Origin of the sequence: Halorubrum sp. 2020YC2 (assembly GCF_018623055.1) — an archaeon.
GTDB lineage: Archaea > Halobacteriota > Halobacteria > Halobacteriales > Haloferacaceae > Halorubrum.
On record NZ_CP076019.1, the window covers coordinates 254,194 to 271,117 of the forward strand.

At 71.3% G+C, this 16,924-nt stretch carries 19 protein-coding genes and 1 pseudogene; 5 read left to right on the plus strand and 15 right to left on the minus strand.

Annotated features, from left to right (window positions below):
- Positions 1 to 31 precede the first annotated feature (31 nt).
- Positions 32 to 481 carry a DUF5788 family protein gene (locus tag KI388_RS01300; RefSeq protein WP_215087618.1) on the plus strand — a complete coding sequence of 150 codons (450 nt, stop codon included), beginning with the start codon at positions 32 to 34 and terminating at the stop codon, positions 479 to 481.
- A gap of 88 nt (positions 482 to 569) precedes the next feature.
- Here the strand turns inward: KI388_RS01300 and KI388_RS01305 are convergent, their stop codons facing one another.
- The 6 genes from KI388_RS01305 to KI388_RS01330 form a co-directional block, all read right to left on the minus strand.
- Positions 570 to 1,040, minus strand: coding sequence for a Rieske 2Fe-2S domain-containing protein (locus tag KI388_RS01305; RefSeq protein ID WP_215087619.1), 471 nt, complete (start codon positions 1,038 to 1,040; stop codon positions 570 to 572).
- A gap of 92 nt (positions 1,041 to 1,132) precedes the next feature.
- Complete coding sequence (locus KI388_RS01310) at positions 1,133 to 1,732, minus strand: hypothetical protein (RefSeq protein ID WP_215087620.1); 600 nt, start codon at positions 1,730 to 1,732, stop codon at positions 1,133 to 1,135.
- Positions 1,733 to 1,814: 82 nt separating this feature from the next.
- Positions 1,815 to 2,726 (minus strand): aminotransferase class IV, encoded by a 912-nt coding sequence (locus KI388_RS01315; RefSeq protein ID WP_215087621.1) that lies wholly within the window; start codon positions 2,724 to 2,726, stop codon positions 1,815 to 1,817.
- A complete protein-coding gene (locus KI388_RS01320) occupies positions 2,719 to 3,375 on the minus strand; it encodes an aminodeoxychorismate/anthranilate synthase component II (RefSeq protein ID WP_215087622.1) in 657 nt (218 codons plus the stop codon). The genes KI388_RS01315 and KI388_RS01320 overlap by 8 nt, the downstream gene beginning before the upstream one ends.
- A complete protein-coding gene (locus tag KI388_RS01325; protein ID WP_215087623.1) occupies positions 3,372 to 5,159 on the minus strand; it encodes an anthranilate synthase component I family protein in 1,788 nt (595 codons plus the stop codon). The genes KI388_RS01320 and KI388_RS01325 overlap by 4 nt, the downstream gene beginning before the upstream one ends.
- 88 nt (positions 5,160 to 5,247) lie before the next feature.
- Positions 5,248 to 5,766, minus strand: coding sequence for a helix-hairpin-helix domain-containing protein (locus KI388_RS01330; RefSeq protein ID WP_215087624.1), 519 nt, complete (start codon positions 5,764 to 5,766; stop codon positions 5,248 to 5,250).
- A 103-nt stretch (positions 5,767 to 5,869) separates the two neighbouring features.
- On the opposite strand from KI388_RS01330, the gene KI388_RS01335 reads away from it, so the two are divergent.
- Both KI388_RS01335 and KI388_RS01340 read left to right on the plus strand, forming a co-directional pair.
- On the plus strand, positions 5,870 to 6,328 hold the full coding sequence (locus KI388_RS01335; protein ID WP_215087625.1) for a transporter: 459 nt from the start codon (positions 5,870 to 5,872) through the stop codon (positions 6,326 to 6,328).
- A gap of 196 nt (positions 6,329 to 6,524) precedes the next feature.
- Positions 6,525 to 6,821 carry a hypothetical protein gene (locus KI388_RS01340; RefSeq protein WP_215087626.1) on the plus strand — a complete coding sequence of 99 codons (297 nt, stop codon included), beginning with the start codon at positions 6,525 to 6,527 and terminating at the stop codon, positions 6,819 to 6,821.
- A 72-nt stretch (positions 6,822 to 6,893) separates the two neighbouring features.
- Here KI388_RS01340 and KI388_RS01345 read toward each other — a convergent pair whose 3' ends face one another.
- From KI388_RS01345 to KI388_RS01365, 5 genes are all read right to left on the minus strand, one after another.
- Positions 6,894 to 7,718, minus strand: coding sequence for a shikimate dehydrogenase (locus KI388_RS01345; RefSeq protein WP_215087627.1), 825 nt, complete (start codon positions 7,716 to 7,718; stop codon positions 6,894 to 6,896).
- A 66-nt stretch (positions 7,719 to 7,784) separates the two neighbouring features.
- Positions 7,785 to 8,921 (minus strand): DUF373 family protein, encoded by a 1,137-nt coding sequence (locus tag KI388_RS01350; RefSeq protein ID WP_215087628.1) that lies wholly within the window; start codon positions 8,919 to 8,921, stop codon positions 7,785 to 7,787.
- A gap of 85 nt (positions 8,922 to 9,006) precedes the next feature.
- The gene (gene sppA / locus KI388_RS01355) at positions 9,007 to 9,942 is read right to left on the minus strand and encodes a signal peptide peptidase SppA (protein ID WP_215087629.1); all 936 of its coding nucleotides are present in this window, start codon (positions 9,940 to 9,942) and stop codon (positions 9,007 to 9,009) included.
- 141 nt (positions 9,943 to 10,083) lie between these two features.
- Positions 10,084 to 11,007, minus strand: coding sequence for a coiled-coil protein (locus tag KI388_RS01360; protein ID WP_215087630.1), 924 nt, complete (start codon positions 11,005 to 11,007; stop codon positions 10,084 to 10,086).
- 235 nt (positions 11,008 to 11,242) lie between these two features.
- Positions 11,243 to 11,920, minus strand: a complete 678-nt coding sequence (locus KI388_RS01365; RefSeq protein ID WP_215087631.1) for a 2,5-diamino-6-(ribosylamino)-4(3H)-pyrimidinone 5'-phosphate reductase — start codon at positions 11,918 to 11,920, stop codon at positions 11,243 to 11,245.
- Between the two features lie 89 nt (positions 11,921 to 12,009).
- Between KI388_RS01365 and KI388_RS15475 the strand changes: the two genes are divergently transcribed.
- Positions 12,010 to 12,135: a hypothetical protein gene (locus KI388_RS15475; protein ID WP_256441511.1), complete on the plus strand. Its 126-nt coding sequence runs from the start codon at positions 12,010 to 12,012 to the stop codon at positions 12,133 to 12,135.
- Positions 12,136 to 12,174: 39 nt separating this feature from the next.
- Positions 12,175 to 12,593 (plus strand): annotated as a pseudogene (locus KI388_RS01370) (VOC family protein).
- 25 nt (positions 12,594 to 12,618) lie between these two features.
- Here the strand turns inward: KI388_RS01370 and KI388_RS01375 are convergent.
- The 4 genes from KI388_RS01375 to dcd form a co-directional block, all read right to left on the minus strand.
- Complete coding sequence (locus KI388_RS01375) at positions 12,619 to 12,828, minus strand: hypothetical protein (protein ID WP_215087632.1); 210 nt, start codon at positions 12,826 to 12,828, stop codon at positions 12,619 to 12,621.
- A gap of 71 nt (positions 12,829 to 12,899) precedes the next feature.
- The gene (gene metG / locus KI388_RS01380) at positions 12,900 to 15,014 is read right to left on the minus strand and encodes a methionine--tRNA ligase (protein WP_215087633.1); all 2,115 of its coding nucleotides are present in this window, start codon (positions 15,012 to 15,014) and stop codon (positions 12,900 to 12,902) included.
- Positions 15,015 to 15,342: 328 nt separating this feature from the next.
- Positions 15,343 to 16,251, minus strand: coding sequence for a thiamine-phosphate synthase family protein (locus KI388_RS01385; protein WP_215087634.1), 909 nt, complete (start codon positions 16,249 to 16,251; stop codon positions 15,343 to 15,345).
- Positions 16,248 to 16,871, minus strand: a complete 624-nt coding sequence (gene dcd / locus KI388_RS01390; protein WP_215087635.1) for a dCTP deaminase — start codon at positions 16,869 to 16,871, stop codon at positions 16,248 to 16,250. Before dcd ends, KI388_RS01385 begins: the two co-directional genes overlap by 4 nt.
- Positions 16,872 to 16,924: the final 53 nt, after the last annotated feature.

Here is a 16,924-nt window from a genome sequence, read left to right on the forward strand (position 1 = left end):
AGCGAAGTGCGCCCGCTCCCTACCGGACGGCGTGAAGGAGTTCGAGCGGAAACAGCTCTTGGAGCGGGTCAACCGGGAGTCTTCGACGATCGGCGTCGACATCCCGGAGTCGATCGAGATCCAAGGCGAGTCGATCGACCTCCGGTCGTTCGTCTTCGAGATCAAGCGCCGCGACTCGGTCCCGCCCGGCGAGCGCGACCGCGTCGAGCGCGCCAAGCGGAACCTCCGGCGCGAGCGGCTCGACCGGCTCGAACCCATCGAGGAGAACGAGGTGAGCCGCGAGGAGGGCGAGGAGCTTGCGGCGTCGATCATCGGCATCGACCGCGCGCTGGAGGCGCTGGAGGGGCTGAACGCGCCCGACCCGGAGACCGAGGAACAGCGGCAGAAGGCGGCGGACCAGAAGCGCTGGATGAACTTCCTCAAGAAGGCGCTCGGCCACGAGGACGCGAGCGGCGGGGGCGGCGGGCGCACGCGGTTCTGACCGGAGCGCTCGCGGCCTGAGCGCCCTCGCGACGTGGGCACGCTCGCGGCGCTGAGACACCGGTAGCGACCGACCGCGTCCGCGCGGCTCAGTTCCCGGTGAAGTCGATCCGCGAGCCGCTCCCGTCGCCCTTCCCCGCGGAGGGCCCGAGCCGGACGAACTCGTAGGCGTCGTCGTCGAGGTACACCGCGCCGTCCGCGACCGCGACGTCGACCGATTCGAGGACGGCGCCCTCGCAGGGCCCGAAGTTGCAGTAGCCGCCGTCGGCCTCGAACGTCGCCCCGTGCGTCTGACAGAACACCTCGCCGTTGCGCACGAACGCCCCGTCGTCCTTGTCGAGGCGGACGTCCGTCCAGTGTTGACAGTAGTTCCGGAACGCGCGCACCTCGCCCGCGGCCCGCGTGAGGATCGCCTCGACCTCGGGGGCGCCGTCCTCGCCCTCCCCGAGGTCGCCCTCGCCCTCGTCGACCGTCTCGGAGTCGACCGGTCGCAGCGTCGCGAGCAGCGTGCTCTCCTCCGGCACCTCCTCGACGCCAGCGATCCGGCGGTGCTCGTCCATGTCCGTGCGAGGCCGGCGACCGGCTTGAACGTTGTGCGTTCCCGCGTCGGACGCGGTCCGCTTGCCGAAGTGGACCCCTCGGACGGTCCGAATCAGACGCCGAGCCACTCGTCGTCGCGCACCTCGTAGCCGTGCTTCCGGCAGTGCTTCGCCGCCTGCCGCCGGAGGTCCCGCGACCCGGGGACCGACTCCGTCTCGGCTATCCGGTCGACGACCCAGTCGGCCATCGCGCGGACGCCCTCCTCGTCGTCGAGTTCGTCGATGTCGCTCAGCGCGCGGAAGGTCCGCTCGAACGCCTCGTGTTGCGACCGCCCGAACTCCTCGTTCGGGAGGGTCGCAACCGCCTCGACGACCCGCTTCATCGCGGTCGCGACCGCCGGTCGCCGGACCCGCTCCCGGACCGCCGCGGGCGTGTCGAACGCCTCCATGTCGGCGTCGGGGAGGAGGTCCGCGACGTTGTACACGCGAGCCCCGGTCTCGAGTTCGCGGTCCCCGACCGCGGCGACGATCTCGCGGCCCGTCGCCGGGAACGTCAGCGGTTCGAGCGCCGACTCGAACTCGTCGGCCTCGTCGGGGTCGATCGGCGGTTCGGTCTCGTCAGCGCGGTCCTGCGCCGCCTCCATGTCGCGCTCGCGCTGTCGCCGGTCCTCGTCTGCGGCCTGTTTCTCCCGTCCGTCCTTGTCGTCTGCCATCCGTCGTTTAGGATCTCTGACGGAATAACGCTGTGGGGGACGGTATCCCCCTCGTCGGTTCGCGACGGCGGATCCCGTCGGGTCAGAGCCGCTCGCCGTCGTAGTGCGCCTCCTCGATCCGCCGGTCGAACAGCCGCGAGAGGAGCGTCGTGACCGGCCCGGCGACCCCCTCACCGTCGCCGTCGACCGCGATGCCGTCGACGGTCGCCACCGGTCGAATCTCCCACGTCGAGTTCGTGAGGAAGGCCTCGTCGGCCTCGCGGACCGCGTCCGGCGCGTACGTCCCCTCCTCGACCGGGATCCCCTCCGACTCCGCGATATCGATCACGGTCGCCCTAGTGACGCCCGGGAGGATCGGCCCGTCGAGCGAGGGGGTCTTGAGGGCGGTCCCGTCCGCGAAAAAGAGGTTCGAGGTCGCGCCCTCCGCGACGCGACCGTCCGGGTCGAGCATGAGCGCCTCGTCGGCGCCGGTCACGCGGAGTTCCAGCCGGGCGAGGATTCCGTTGAGGTAGTTGTGCGTCTTGGCGGCGGCGGGGATCGCGCGGTCCGCGGCCTTCCGCGTCTTCGTCGTCTGGAGCGCGGCCGGCCCGTCGTGGGGCGGCTCGCCGCCCACGCCGCCCCGCGGGAGCGGCTTCGCGATCACGACCACGGTCGGGTCGACCTCGGGCTTCGGGTCGAGCGTGCCGGGCTGGACGCCCCGGGTGATCGAGAGCTTGACGTACGCGTCCGCGAGGCCGTTCGCGGCGAGCGCCTCGTCGACCCGGCGCTTCAGATCCGCCTCGTCGATCCCGTGGTCGAGCCCGAGCGTCTCGCAGGTGTCCGCGAGCCGGTCGGCGTGGGCCTCCCACCGGAAGGCGTCGCCGCCGTACGCGCGCAGCGTCTCGAAGGCGGCGTCGCCGTAGGCGAACCCGCGGTCCTCCACCGAGACGGTCGCCTCCGCGGCGGGGACGAGGTCGCCGTCGACGTGATAGCGGAGCGTGCCGTCGTCACTCATGCTCCTCGCACACCTCCACGAAGTTCCGGACCAGCCGTTTCCCGCGAGGTGTGAGGACGCTCTCCGGGTGGAACTGGACGCCGACGTGCGGCTTCTCTCGATGGCGCACGCCCATCACGACCTCGCGCTCCTCGGCGGTGCGCGCGGTCTCGACCAGTTCGTCCGGGAGGTCCTCGCGCTCGACGCAAAGCGAGTGGTACCGCCCGACGCGGAGCCGGTCGGGGAGGCCCGCGAAGACGCCCTCGCCGTCGTGGGTGATCGTCGAGGGCTTCCCGTGGACCACGTCGGGCGCGTGGCCGACGCGGCTCCCGCGGCTCGCGCACAGCGCCTGATGGCCGAGGCAGACGCCGAACACGGGCCGGTCGAGTTCGAAGACCGCGGTCGAGACGCCCGCCTCCGCCGGGGTGCCCGGGCCGGGCGAGACGACGACGCCGTCGGGGTTGAGCGCGCGGATCCCCGCGAGGTCGACCGCGTCGTTGCGCCGCACCGTCACCGCGCCCGCGACCTCGCCGACGTACTGGACGAGGTTGTACGCGAACGAGTCGTAGTTGTCGACGACGAGGACCCGCGCGTCGGCGTCGCCCGCGCCGGGGCGCCAGCCGCCCTGCGCGTCGGCGTCCGCCTCGCCGCCGGTGTCGGCTCCCGTCATCGCTCGACCGCCTCCTCGGACGACTCGTCGACCGTCTCCTCGACGGTCTCGTCGACCGCCATCCCGCCGGCCGCGAGCGCCTCGTCGACCGTCTCCTCGACGGTCTCGTCGACCGCCATCCCGCCGGCCGCGAGCGCCTCGTCGACCGCGCTCACCAGCGCGCGCGCCTTCGCGAGCGTTTCCTCGTACTCGGCGCCGGGGTCCGAGTCGTGGACGATCCCGGCCCCGACCCGGAGGTGGTACTCGGCGGCGTGGCGCACGAGCGTCCGGATGACGATGTTCAGCGTCGCGCGCCCGTCGAAGCCGGCCGCGAACATCGACCCGGTGTACGGCCCGCGGCGGGTCGGCTCCAGCTCGTCGATGATCGCCATCGTCTTCGGCTTCGGCGCGCCCGTGATGGTCCCGCCGGGGAAGCAGGCGGCGACCGCGTCAGCGAACCCGGCGTCCGGGCGGGACTCCCCCTCGATCAGGCTCACGAGGTGCATCACCTCGCTGTAGCGGTCGACGCGGCGGTACTCGCTCACCTCGACCGTGCCGAACCGCGACACCTTGCCGAGGTCGTTGCGCTCCAAGTCGACCAACATCGCGTGTTCGGCGCGCTCTTTCGCGTCACCGGTCAGCTCCGTTTCCATGCCGGCGTCCGCCGCCTCCGTCTCCCCCCGCGGTCGCGTCCCCGCGATGGGCTCCGTGACGAGGCGCGCGCCGCGCCGGGGGTCACCGGTCGGCTCACGCTCCAAGAGCAGTTCCGGGCTCGCGCTCACGAGGTCGACGCCGCTCGGACGGCCGGTCCCGTCCCCCTCGGTCCCGCCGAACTCGATCAGGCCGGAGTACGGCGCCGGGTTCACTTCCCGGAGCGCGTCGTACGCGTCGACCGGGTGGACCGCGGCCGGCGCGGTCAGCCGCTGGGAGACGTTCGCCTGAAACGTGTCGCCCTCGCGGACGTACGCCTTGACCCGCCGGACCGCGTCGGCGTACCCCTCGCGGCCCACGTCGCTCTCGAAGGTCGCGCGCTCGGCCGTCGGGTCGGGCGCCGCCCCCGAGGCCGGGTCGCCGCTTTCGATCCGGTCGATCAGGGCCGCCGCGCGCGCTCGCCCGTCGTCGAACAGCGCGTCGAGCGCCTCGCGGTCGGCGTCGGGGTCGTCGACTCCCGCCGGCACGCGGGGGCAGGCGGTCACTCGGAGCGTGACGGTCGCGTCGCCGTCGTCCGGGCCGCCGTCGGCCGACCCGCCCGCGTCCACCGGACACTCCCACGCCGCGATCCGGTCGAACAGCGCGGCCTGAAGCCGCGGGAGTCCGCGGTCGTCGACCGCCCCGGGACCGTCGGGCGCCGCGGGCGGGAACGCCTCCAGTTCGCGGGCGGCGTCGTAGGAGAGCCAGCCGAACGCGCCGCACGGGTACGGCACCTCGCAGTCGCCCCGCGCCAGCCGCTCGCCGTCGATGACGCCCTCTAGCGCCGAGAGCGACGGGGAGGGGCGCCGGTAGTCGCCCGCGGGTCCCGAGCCGCCCTCGCTCTCCGACCCCTCGGCCTCGCCGCCCGTGCCGGCGACGACCGCGTCGCCGGAGACGGTCAGCCGCTCGACCGGGTCGACGCCGAAGTACCCCCATCCCGACTGGCCGCCGGTCGTCTCGTAGAAGACGCCGCCGGGACCGTCCCGCGCCCGCCGGTAGGCGGCGAAGGGGTCGTCGACGGCGACCCGGAGTTCGACCGGGACCCGCGCGCCCGCCGGCGCCGCGGCCGCGGCCGCGCGGAACCGGTTCCGGTCGGTGTGTACCGTTCGACTCATGTGTCACTCTTCGGCGGGGTCGGTGAAACAGTTGCGGTCGCCGGAACCGCGCCGGGAACCGGCCGCAGTCGGTCGGAACCGACCGCCCTCAGAACTCGCTCGCGCGGTCGATCCACGTCGCGGCGCGCTTCTCGCCCACGCTCGTCCCCTCGGCCACCTCGGCGGCGTCCGCGCCGGCGAGGTCGTCTATCGTCTCGATACCGATCGAGGCGAGCCGCTCGGCGTACGCCGGGCCGATCCCCTTGATCTCCTCGACGCTCGGGCCGCGGTCGTCGCCGTCGACCGCGGCGTCGTCCGCCTCGCCCGCCGCGGCCTCCGCCGGCTCCGCGCCCTCGTCGGCCTCGGTCCCGGCGTCGTCCGTCGCGCCGGCCTCCTCGTCGACGAGCGACTCGGTCGAGGCGGCGGCCTCCGTCGCCGCGGCGGCCGCCGGCTCGCCTCCCTCCTCGTCGACGCCGGTCCGGGGAGGCTGCTCGTCGGTGGCCTCCGCGGACGCCTCGGCGGCCGGCTCCGACTCGCGCTCGACGGTCACTTCGGTCTCGCCGGACTCGCGTTCGGCCGAGCCGCTCCCGAATCCGAGCTTCTCTTTGAGCTTCTGAAGTAGCGCCATTGCCGGCGGCTACACGTGCGAGATATTTAAAAACCGTCTCCGCCGCAACGAACCGTCGCTCCGTCTCGCCGGTTTATAAGTGTAACCGGCCCGTCCCGGCGGTATGGACGTTATCAACCCCGTCATGTGGTCGGTCCACGTCGGCTTCGCCGTCCTCTGGGTCGGCAGCGTGCTGTTCGTCACCCTCGCGGTCCTCCCGCCCGCGCTCCGCGGCGACATCGGCGGGGACGCGCTCGGGTCGGTCGTCGGCCGCCTGCGCTGGATCACCCGGATCGGCGCGGTCGCGTTCGTCGCTTCCGGCGGGCACATGGCCGGGACCCTGTACACGTTCGAGGCGCTGACGAGCACGCCGCGGGGTCACCTCGTAGTGACGATGCTGGGGCTGTGGTTCGTCGGGACCGGACTCGTCGAGGTCGCCGGCTCGAAGCTGGCCGACGGACTCGACGCCGGGAAGCTCCGGGAGCCGGCCCGCGACGCCAAGCCGTTCCTCTACGGCGCGTCGGCGGTCTCCGTCGGACTCATCGTCACCGCCGGACTGCTCGCCAGCCCGACGCTGATCTAGCGGCTCCGCTCCGTCGCTCCCGCTTCTCGACGCCGTTCCAGGCCGAAAGCGACCGACGAGCGACTTCCGTCTCGGCTCGAGAGCTGTGACGCACATAATCAAAAACCCCCGTCTGGTAAAATACGCCCGTGTTTATGCAGTTCTGTCGCCTACCGGGAGACACAGAGACCGATACATCGGTTCTCGACCAACACACATGGAATACTCAGACACCGAGCGGGTCGTCGAGCAGTCGCTCGAGTTTCCGGTGACGCGCGACGCCGTGATCGAACAGATCGGTACCGTCGAGATCGAGTCCCCTTCCGGCGACTTCGTGACGATTCGGGAGGTCCTCGACCCGGTCGACGAGGAGGGGTACCTGAGTTCGGACGCCCTCTACGCCACGATAGTCGGCAACCTCGACGAGACGTTCATCGGTCGCAAGTACTACGACGACCGCGGCAGCGTGCCGCTCGGGACCGGCGCGGACGACGATCCCGACCTCTCGTTTTGACCGCGACCCGAGCGACGCGCGCCGGGCACCGAGCGCCCCGACTGGGGCACCCCGCGCCCGGCGCCGTCAGCCTCACTCCAACTCGGCCCGCAGCGCCGCGTTCATCGCGTCGACCGGCGCGTCCTCGCCGGTCCATATCTCGAACGCCTCGACCCCCTGGTACAGCAGCATCCACGCGCCGTCGACGGTCGTCGCCCCCGCGGCGGCCGCCTCGCGCAGCAGGCGCGTCTCGACCGGCGCGTACACCGCGTCGAGGACCGCGAGGTCGCCGTGGAGGTGCGCCGCCGGAACGGGCGTCTCCTCCGGCGCCTCCATCCCCACGCTCGTCGCGTTGACGAGCAGGTCCGCGGCCGCGACGCGCTCGCCCAAGTCGTCGAGGCCGCCGCCGGTCGCGCCGGGCACGTCCCCGGCCAACTCGACCGCGCGCTCCGCGGTGCGGTTCGCGACGTGGACCGTCGCGCCCGCGTCCGCCAGCGCGAACGCGGCCGCCCGCCCCGCGCCGCCCGCGCCCACCACGAGCGCGTCGCGGCCGTCGATTCCGACGTCGTGGTGCGCGAGCGCCCGCGTCACCCCGGCGGCGTCGGTGTTGCGCCCGCGGGGGCGCTCCGACTCGCCGGCCCGGACCGGGGCGTAATCGACCGTGTTGACCGCGCCGATGCGCTCGGCCAGCGGGGCCGCGTCGACCGCGCGCAGCGCGTCCCGCTTGAACGGCACCGTCACGTTGAGTCCCGCGACGCCGAGGTCGGCGGCGCCCGAAATCGCCGCGGCCGCCGCGTCGGCGTCCGGCTCGAAGGTCACGTAGCGCGCGTCGAGACCGAGCGCCTCGTAGCCCGCCTCGTGCATCGGCGGCGACAGCGAGTGGCCGACCGGGTTCCCGATCAGTCCGTACACGTCCATGCCCGCTCACGCGGCCGCGACCGACAAAAGGCGGTCGGTCGGGCGCCGAGCGGTCCGGTCAGCCCCTCACTCCCGCCGCCCCTCGGCGTCCCGCTCCGCGTCGATGACGTCTTCGAGCGTCTCGGTGCCGACGTCGCTGGCGATCTTGACGCCGACGAGCGACACGACGATGCCCCCCACGATGAACGCGGCGAGCTGCTGGACCGGGGTCACCGTCATCCCGTACATCGACAGCGGCTCGTGGATCGCCTCCTGCGCGAGGAAGTAGCCGGCGAACCCGCGGACGACGAGCGCGACCGCGGCGATGACGAACGGGAGGTTGAGGTACGGCGTCCGGATCCCCTCGTCGCGGATCAGCTCGTCGAGCAGCCGCCCCACGGCCGCGGTCACGCCGGCGACCGCGAACCACGGGACCGCGGCGTAGGCGAACTCCACGACCTCGACGAGCCGGGGGGATCCGGGACCGAGCTCCGAGGCCGCGAGGAAGCCGAAGAACCCGCCGACCAGCGCCAGCCCGCCGGCGACGACGTACGTCACGACCGACACCTGCCCGGCGTACAGCGCCTCTCGGACGCGCTCCGGCATCCCCGCGACGAACCGGTCGACCCCGAGGCCCTTGTACAGCAGCGCGGCGCCGAGCAGACCGGCGACGCCCGCCACCGCCTCTCCGGCGGAGAACCGGTAGAACAGTACGGGTAACAACAGCAGCGCGACGCCGATGGGGACCAGCACCGTCGACCGCAGCTGCTCGTCCGCGAGGAACTGCTTCAGCAGGTAGTAGGTGGACTCGATGTCGCGCGCCTGTCGGACGACGACGCGGTCGACTGAGTCGACGGGGATCCGCGACTCGACGACGGGGAGGACGCGCTCGTCCTCGGCGGAGTCGACGACGACGATCGCGGCCCGCGGGTCGTACCGCTCCACGAGGTCGTCCAGCTGGGCCGCGATGGAGCGGTCGGCGCCGACCGCGGTGTCGCTCTCCGCGGAGACGACCGCCACGACAGACTCCTCGCGCTCGTCCCTGAGGTCGCGCGCGACGCGCAGCGACTCCAGCAGGCAGTTCACGCTGGCGTCCTCGGGGTCGTCCAGCCCGGCGTCGGTGACCAGCGACCGGACGGCCTCCCAGCCGGCGACCGGCATCGGGACGTTGGTGGCGCGACCGATCGCCCCCGAGCGGTCGACGCAGATGACCAGCGTCGTCACGTGTCGACTCACACCGCGGCCGGACAAAAATCCTCCCCGTCGGCCGCCCCGCGGCGTTCGGTCTTTCGAGGCGCTCTCCCGCCCGCTATCGGAGCTCGACGTCGATGTCGCCGCCGTCGTCGACGAAGGCGTCCGAGACGCCGCTCCCGGCGGCGAACGCGACGCGCTCGGCGCCGATGCCGAGCCGCTCTGCGAGCCCGCGCTCCGGGGAGAACTCCCGGACCTCCGGCTCGGCGCCGAGCAGGTCAGCGAGGCGGTCCTCCACGTCGTCCTCGGTGCCCAGCTCGTCGACGAGCCCCAGCTCCGCGGCCTCGTCCCCGAGGTACACGCGGGCCTCGGTGGCACGGATCTCGTCGGGGTCCATGTCGCGGCCCTCGCTCACGGTCTCGACGAACTGCTCGTAGTAGCCGTCGATGATCCCTTGGAGGTACTCCCGTTCGTCCTCCTCGATCTCCTTCAGCGGGACGCCGGCGTCCTTGTACTCGCCGGCGGTGAACTGCTCGTAAGAGATCCCGAGCTTGTCCGCTAACCCCTTCGCGTTCGGCCGCGAGCCGACGACGCCGATGGAGCCGACGAGGCTCGCCTCGCGCGCCCACAGCTCGTCGCAGCCGCTCGCGATCCAGTAGCCGCCCGAGGCGCAGGTGTCGGTCGCGTACGCCACCGTCGGCCCGTCGAAGTCGGCGGCGGCCCGCCGGATGTCGTCGCTCGGGACGACCTCGCCGCCGGGGGTGTTGAGCTCGACGAGCAGCGCCTCGACGTCCTCGTCCTCGTCGGCCGCCCCTATCTGCTCGACCACGTCGTCCGCGGTGGCGCCGCCCGGGCCCGACAGCGGCGACGGTCGCCCCTGACTCCGTCGGATCGGCCCCGACACGGTCACCTTCGCGGTGTTGTACTCGTCGGCGTCACCGAACCGCCCGCCGGTGAGCCGCGAGATGACCGCGCGGCCCGCTATCGTCGTCGCCGCGCCCACCGCGGCGGCCGCGAGCAACCCCTTCCGTCCGTTCGCCGGCGCGTCGTCCATACCGCCGGTTGGCGGCGCACGCGTTTATAAGCCGTGGCCGGCGCGGACCGTCGCGGCCGGCCTCGAATCGGTCGTCGCGGCCGCGACGCTCTCCGTCGCGAAAAGCCGCAGAAAACCGCGTCGGAACCGCAGGTCGCCGGCTTACAGGAGGCCGGTCTTCTGGAGCTTCATCAGGTCCTCGGTGTCGAGCGTCTCGCCCTCCTTGAACTTCTGATAGATCTCCTCGGCCTCTTCCTTCTCCTCTTCGCGCTTCTCGGCGCGCTCGTCCTGCCGCTCCTCTTCCTCCTTCTTGTCCAGCTCGCGCAGGCGCTTCTGGACGCGGACGAAGTCCTCGTGGTGGCGGTCGGCCGCCTCCTGGGCCTCGACGAACAGCTCGTGCATCTCGTCGGCCTCATCGCGGATGTCGTCGGCCTCGCGGTAGGCCTCGATCATCTGGTTGTGGTGCTCCTGAGCCTTGTCCGCCAGCTCCGTCACCTTCTGGTGGTGCTGGGACGCCTCGGAGCGGACCTCCTCGGCCTCCTCGACGAGGTCGTCCAGCTCGCTCGTGTCGTCGACCTTCTCCTTCTTCTCCGCGAGCTTCTCGCGTTTGTCGTCGATCTTCTCGATCAGCTCGCGCTCGTCCTCCGCGTCGAGGACCTCCGTCTGCTGCCGGAACTCCAGGTCCTCGATCTCCTCTTCGAGCTCCTCGATGGACTTGCCGGAGCCGAGTTCGAGGTCCTGTTTGAGCTCCTCGACCTCGTCGAACAGCTCGTTGGCCTCGGCGTTGAGCTCGTTGCGCTTGTCCTTGTGCTCTTGGACCTGCTCGTTGAGCTCGTCGCGGTTCTCGCGGTGTTCCTGGGCCTCGTCGACCTTCTCGCGGGTCTTCGCGTTGAGGTCGTCGCGCTTGGAGGCGCGCTCGGAGGCCATCTGGTTCAGCTCGTTGCGTCGGTCTCGCAGCTGACCGGCGCGCTTGATGAGCTGCCCCTTGGAGCCGTTCTCCAAGTCGTCCTCAGAAAGGTCCACGTTGTCCGCCTCGTCCATCGCTTCCACGTCGTACTGCTCGATGACTTCTTCTTTCGTTACCATTTGTTATCTCTCCATCACCGCTCCGGCGATAGCGGACGCTCGCTGTGGTGCGTCGGGCCGTCTGCAAGAAATCCCGTTCATTTCAGCGTGCGATCCCACCAGCGCCAGAGGCGTTCTGGTACCCGCAACTACCCCCGGGCGATACATAAATACTTCGGTGATTTCCGTGTACACCGGTGTCACGGGGCGTGTACCGCTCGATTTCCGTGGTTATCGTTCACACGGCCGTCCGCGCCTACGACGCGTCGCCGCTCTCGACCGCGTACGAGAGGACGACCCCGTCGTCGAACCGCTCCGTCTCGGTGAGCGTCAGGTCGGGGAACCCCTCGGTGAAGCCGGCGCCGTCCGCCAGCGTGGGCGCGTCGCGGCCGCCGATCACGAGCGAGCCGACATAGACGTGAAGCTCGTCGACGACGCCGGCCTCGAAACACGAGAAGATCACCTCGCCGCCCCCCTCGACCATCAGGCGGTCGACGCCGCGGTCGGCGAGCTTCCCGAACCCCGCGGCGACGTCGACGCGCTCCTCGCCGGCCACGATCACCTCCGCGCCCGCGTCGGCCAGCGACTCCCGCCGGTCCCGCTCGGTCGCGGCCGAGACGAGGAGGTACGTCGTCGCGGCGTCGTCGAGGATCCGGGCGTCGGTCGGCGTCCGACCCGTTGAGTCGACCACGACGCGAGCGGGGTCACCGGGGCGCCCGTTCCGCAGGCGCTCGACCCGGCGGTCCTCCTCGTCGAGCGTGAGGTGCGGGTCGTCCGCGAGGACGGTCCCGACCCCGACGAGCACCGCGTCCGCGGCCGCCCTGACGCGGTCGACCCGGTCGAAGTCCTCCGGGCCGGAGATGCGGAGCTGCTCCCGGCGGCGGGTGGCGAGCTTCCCGTCGACGCTCTGGGCCGCGTTGACGACCACGTGCATACGTCAGGGTCGTCCCGGGGCGAAATGGTCGTTTCGGTCGTGGAGGTCCCACCCCAACACGTATTCGCCGGAACGACGAACGTGAGGCCATGAGACGCTCAACGCTGCTCATCGTCCTCGGCGTGTTCCTCTTCGTCCTCCCGATCCCGGGCACGTTCATCCTCGGCGCGCTGGTCGTGCTGGCTGGCCTCGCCGCCCGTCTCTTCGGGCTCTGACCCGACACCGTTTAGCCGGCGCCGGCCGAGCGCCCACCCGTGTCCGACCCAACCGCGCACCACGTCGGCGTCACCGTGTCCGACCTCGACCGCGCCGTCGACTTCTACGCCGAGACGTTCGGCCTCGACGTCGTCAGCGAGTTCTCCGTCGGCGGCGACGCCTTCGCGGAGGCGGTCGGCGTCGAGGGCGCGTCGGCCGAGTTCGCCCACCTCGACGCCGGCGACGCGATCGTCGAACTCGTCGCGTACGACCCGGCGGGCGAAGAGACCGCTGACCCCGAACTGAGCCGATCCGGCGCGACCCACCTCGGTCTCACCGTCGACGACGTGGAGGCCTTTTACGCCGACCTCGCGGCCGACGTGGAGACGCTCAGCCCCCGCGGACGACCGAGAGCGGGACGACGATCCTGTTCGTTCGGGACCCGGAGGGGAACCTCATCGAAGTGCTCGACGCCTGAGGTCGCGCCGGCTCGCCCCCGCTGACTACTGTCGACCTACCTCGCGCATCACGAGCAGCGACATCGGAAAGCTCGCGGCCACCAGCCCGTAGACGCCGCCGAGGATCGGTTCGACGCCGAACTCGGGGGCGAGCAGGTAGCCGGCGCCGAAGCCGATCGGATCCAACACCAGCGCGGTGAGGATCAGTTGCGCCTGAAACGAGAGCGTCTCGAACCAGCGGGGAAGGAGGGCCATTGCGGTCCCGCGTTCACGCGTCAGTCAAATAAAACCTCGAGGTACCGCTCCGCGACCGACCGCGGGTCGGCTCACTTCACCTTCGTGCCCGGCCCGGCGTCCTCGTAGGTGGTGAGGAGGTCGGCCTCCTCGCCGGCCGCGAGCACCATGCCGTTCGACTCGACGCCGAACAGCTCCGCCTTCTCCATGTTCGCGAGGACGATCACCTTCGTGTCGGGGAGGTCGTCGACGTCGTGGAGCTGCTTGAGCCCCGCCACGATCGTCCGGGTCTCGGCGCCGAGGCCGACGGTGAGCCGCACGAGGTCGTCGGCGCCCTCTATCCCTTCCGCCTCGTCGATCCGGCCGACGCGGATGTCCAGTTCCTGGAACTCGTCGAAGCTGATGCGGTCGTCGCTGAGGGGTTCGATGTCGGTCATGTCGGTGTCGTCGGCTTCGCCGGCGTCCGTTTCGCCTTCCTCGTCGTCCTCGTCGTCGCGCTCCGACTCGGCGACGCGCGCTTCGAGCTTCTCGTTCAGCGCCTCGACGCGCTCGTCTTCGATCTGTTCGAACAGCTCGGTCGGCTCGCTCAGGTCGCCGGCGGGCCCCTCGCGGGCGGCCTCGACGGTGGCGTCGTGAACGGAGCCGGGCTCGCCCAACTGGTCCCAGAGCCGCTCGCTCTTCTCGGGCGCCAGCGGCTCGAAGAGGACGGCGATCGCCTTCGCGAGCGCGACGCAGTCGTAGATCACCTGTCCGGCCGCTTCAGGCTCCTCGTCGACGAGCTTCCACGGCTCGTTGCGCTGGATGTACTCGTTGCCGAACCGCGCGAGGTCGGTGACGGCGTCGCCGAGCGCGCGGACGGAGTAGTCGTTGACCGCGGCCGCGACGTCGTCGACCGCCTCGTCGATCCGCGCCGCCACGTCGTCGCTCGGGGCGTCGGCGTCGGGACCGTCCTCGTAGTTGCGGTGGGCAAAGAGGAGGGAGCGGTAGAGGAAGTTGCCGACGGTGCCAACCAGTTCGGTGTTGACCCGCTCCGCAAACTTCTCCCACGAGAAGTCCACGTCCTGCTGGAACCCGCCGTTGGTCGCGAGGTAGTAGCGCAGCGGGTCGGGGTGGAACCCCTCGTCGAGGTACTCGTCGGCCCAGACCGCGCGGTCGCGGCTCGTGGAAAAGCCCTTGCCGTCGAGGGTGACGAAGCCGGACGCCAACACGGCGCGCGGCTCCGCGTGGTCGGTCGCCTCTAACATTGCGGGCCAGAAGATGGTGTGGTGCTGGATGATGTCGCGGCCGATCACGTGGACGATCTCGCCGCCCTCGGGGTACTCGTCGCTCGCGCCCTCCTTCCACGCGGTCTCCCAGTCGAACGCGTCGGCGCCGACGCGCTCGGAGTACTGCTTCGTCGACGAGATGTACTCGATCGGGGCGTCGACCCAGACGTAGAGGACCAAGTCCTGCTCGCCGTCGTCGCCGGGGTAGTCGATCCCCCAGTCCATGTCGCGGGTGATACACCAGTCCTGAAGCCCCTGCTCGATCCACTCGCGGGGCTGGTTCCGGGCGTTCGAGGTCCCCTCCAGCCGGTCGAGGAACTCGGAGAGGTACTCCGAGAACTCCGAGACCGCGAAGAACTTGTGGGTGCGCTCGTGGTACTCCGCGGGGTTGCCGGTGATCGTCGACTCGGGGTCCTCCACCTCGCCGGGTTCGAGGTGGCGCTGGCACCCCTCGTCGCACTCGTCGCCGCGGGCGTGGGCGCCGCAGTACGGGCAGGTCCCCTCGACGTAGCGGTCGGGGAGGTACTGGTCGTCGACGGGGTCGTACGCGACCATAATCTCCTTCTCGTAGAGGTGGCCGGCCTCGTCGAGGTCGCGGACGAGCCGCTGGGTTATCTCGGTGTTCGTCTCGTCATGGGTGTGGCCGTAGTTGTCGAACTCGACGTTGAACTTCGGGAACGTCTCGGCGTACTGCTCGTGCCAGTCGAGCGCGAACTTCTCTGGCGAGACCCCTTCCTGCTCGGCGTTGACCGCGACGGGGGTGCCGTGCATGTCGGAGCCGGAGACGAAGGCGGTCTCCTGGCCGAGTCGTTCGAGCGCGCGGCTGTACACGTCGCCGCCGACGTAGGTGCGGAGGTGACCGATGTGGAGGTCGCCGTTGGCGTACGGCAGTCCACAGGTCACCACCGCCGGGCGGTCGGTGGGGAAGTCGTCGTGGCTCATGTGGTGTGTATGTCGTGTGTCGGTCGATCGGGTCTAAAGCCCGCTGGTTCGGGGCCGTCATCGCCGGAGCGAAGACCGCCGGAATCGACGGCCCGGGCGCTGCGGAGAGGCGACGGGATTCGCCGGAGCGCCGACGCCGGTCGCGTTACCGACCGACTGCGGCGCGACGGGTCCACCCGCCGCTAGAAGGAGCGCATCCGCATCCCGGACCGCCGAGTATCGGTCACACCCGTCGATTCGGGCGGTCAGGTCTAAAAAGCGTCGCCGGTCGGCGGCCCGCGAGCCGCCCGCGTCGGCTCACGGCAGCCCGCGGACGGTCCGCGTCGACTCACAGCAGCTCGCGGACGATCCGCGCCGCCTCGGCCGCGGTGGGCGCGAGGACGTAGACGATCGGCTCGACGCCGACCGCGCCGGTCTGGTACAGCACGAGCGTCTCCTCGCCGGCGGGGAGGTCGGCGGCCGCGACCGCGTCAGCGACGGCCTCGCGCGTCGGGCGCTCGGCGTCGAACTCGACGGTCGGGTGGGACTCGTTGAGCGCCTCGACCGTCCCTGGGTCGTACCGGAGGTTCACCGCGCCCCGAACGTCCGCGCCCGCCTCGCGCGCCGCGAGCAGCACCGTCGCGACGTGTTCGCTCACGCCGAACTCCGGCTCGCCGGGCACCATCGCCCGCCCCTTCACGTCGACGAGCCGACCCGGGACTGCGGCGACGTCGTCGACGGTGGCGGCGTCGGCGGTACACTCCGCGACGTTCGCGCCGACGTTCGGGATGAGCCCGGCGAACCCAGAGGCGTTCGTCAGGGTCCGGAGCCCCCGCCGGACCGAGGTGAGGACGCGCTCGCGCTCGCGGAGGCCGCTGTCCGGGTCGTGGACCGAGAACTCCACGTCGGCGTCCGCGAGCGCCGGCATCGCCTCCTCGTGGAGGTCCGCGAGGAGGTCTCCCTCCTCCAGCTGGCGGATCAGCACCTCTATCTCGATGAGCGCGGCCACCGGCGTGAGGTCGCCGCTCGCGAGCCCCTCGCCCACGCGCTCGACGAGGTCGCGCACGCGCTCGTCCGCGACGATCGCCTCGCGTCTGGCCACGTCGCCGGCGGCGTACTTCGAGACCGCCGACTGCGAGATGCCGAGCGCCTCGGCCACCTCGCTCTGGGTGAACCCGCGGTCGCGGAGGTCCTCCGCGAGCATCGAGCGGACGGTCGGCAGGAACTCGTCGACGACGACCTCCTCGATGAACCTCATTCGCGATCACCCTCCGCCGCTTTCGCCGCCTCGCCGCCCTCGCCCCCGAACTCGGGATCGTTGCCGATCCGCGACGCCTGCGGGCCGTCCTGTCCCTGGTACTTCGAGCCCCGCTCGGCGCCGTACGGGCGGTCGGCGGGCCGCTTCAGCTCCGTGAAGGTGAGCTGCGAGACGCGCATGCCCGGCGAGAGCGCGACCGGGGCGGTCCCGAGGTTCGAGAGTTCGAGGGTGATCTGCCCCTCGTAGCCGGGGTCACACAGGCCCGCGGTCGCGTGGACGACGATCGCGAGCCGGCCGAGCGAGGAGCGCCCCTCGACGTGCGCGACGAGGTCGTCCGGGATCGCAACGCGCTCGACGGTCGTCCCGAGGACGAAGTCGCCGGGGTGGAGGATGAACTCGTCGCCCTCGTCGACGGTCGTCTCGGTGACGTACTCGCTCACCTCGCCCGCGTCGGTCGGGTGAATACAGGGGATGTTGGTGCGCTGGAACTCTAAGAACCGCTCGCCGAGGCGCAGGTCCACGCTCGCGGGCTGGACCTGCTGGTCGACGTCGTCGAGCGGCTCGATCGCGAGGTCGCCCTCCGCGAGCCGGTCGAGGATGTCGGCGTCCGACAGGATCATACCGAGACGGGGAGCGCCGGCGGCTTAAAAACTCCCGAATTCGCGGTCGCGCC

Coding starts and splice junctions, on each gene's coding strand:
- KI388_RS01305 (WP_215087619.1), bottom strand. CDS start 1,040: ATGGACGAGCACCGCCGGATCGCTGGCGTCGAGGAGGTGCCGGAGGAG.
- KI388_RS01310 (WP_215087620.1), bottom strand. CDS start 1,732: ATGGCAGACGACAAGGACGGACGGGAGAAACAGGCCGCAGACGAGGAC.
- KI388_RS01315 (WP_215087621.1), bottom strand. CDS start 2,726: ATGAGTGACGACGGCACGCTCCGCTATCACGTCGACGGCGACCTCGTC.
- KI388_RS01320 (WP_215087622.1), bottom strand. CDS start 3,375: ATGACGGGAGCCGACACCGGCGGCGAGGCGGACGCCGACGCGCAGGGC.
- KI388_RS01325 (WP_215087623.1), bottom strand. CDS start 5,159: ATGAGTCGAACGGTACACACCGACCGGAACCGGTTCCGCGCGGCCGCG.
- KI388_RS01330 (WP_215087624.1), bottom strand. CDS start 5,766: ATGGCGCTACTTCAGAAGCTCAAAGAGAAGCTCGGATTCGGGAGCGGC.
- KI388_RS01335 (WP_215087625.1), top strand. CDS start 5,870: ATGGACGTTATCAACCCCGTCATGTGGTCGGTCCACGTCGGCTTCGCC.
- KI388_RS01340 (WP_215087626.1), top strand. CDS start 6,525: ATGGAATACTCAGACACCGAGCGGGTCGTCGAGCAGTCGCTCGAGTTT.
- KI388_RS01345 (WP_215087627.1), bottom strand. CDS start 7,718: ATGGACGTGTACGGACTGATCGGGAACCCGGTCGGCCACTCGCTGTCG.
- sppA (WP_215087629.1), bottom strand. CDS start 9,942: ATGGACGACGCGCCGGCGAACGGACGGAAGGGGTTGCTCGCGGCCGCC.
- KI388_RS01360 (WP_215087630.1), bottom strand. CDS start 11,007: ATGGTAACGAAAGAAGAAGTCATCGAGCAGTACGACGTGGAAGCGATG.
- KI388_RS01365 (WP_215087631.1), bottom strand. CDS start 11,920: ATGCACGTGGTCGTCAACGCGGCCCAGAGCGTCGACGGGAAGCTCGCC.
- KI388_RS15475 (WP_256441511.1), top strand. CDS start 12,010: ATGAGACGCTCAACGCTGCTCATCGTCCTCGGCGTGTTCCTCTTCGTC.
- KI388_RS01375 (WP_215087632.1), bottom strand. CDS start 12,828: ATGGCCCTCCTTCCCCGCTGGTTCGAGACGCTCTCGTTTCAGGCGCAA.
- metG (WP_215087633.1), bottom strand. CDS start 15,014: ATGAGCCACGACGACTTCCCCACCGACCGCCCGGCGGTGGTGACCTGT.
- KI388_RS01385 (WP_215087634.1), bottom strand. CDS start 16,251: ATGAGGTTCATCGAGGAGGTCGTCGTCGACGAGTTCCTGCCGACCGTC.
- dcd (WP_215087635.1), bottom strand. CDS start 16,871: ATGATCCTGTCGGACGCCGACATCCTCGACCGGCTCGCGGAGGGCGAC.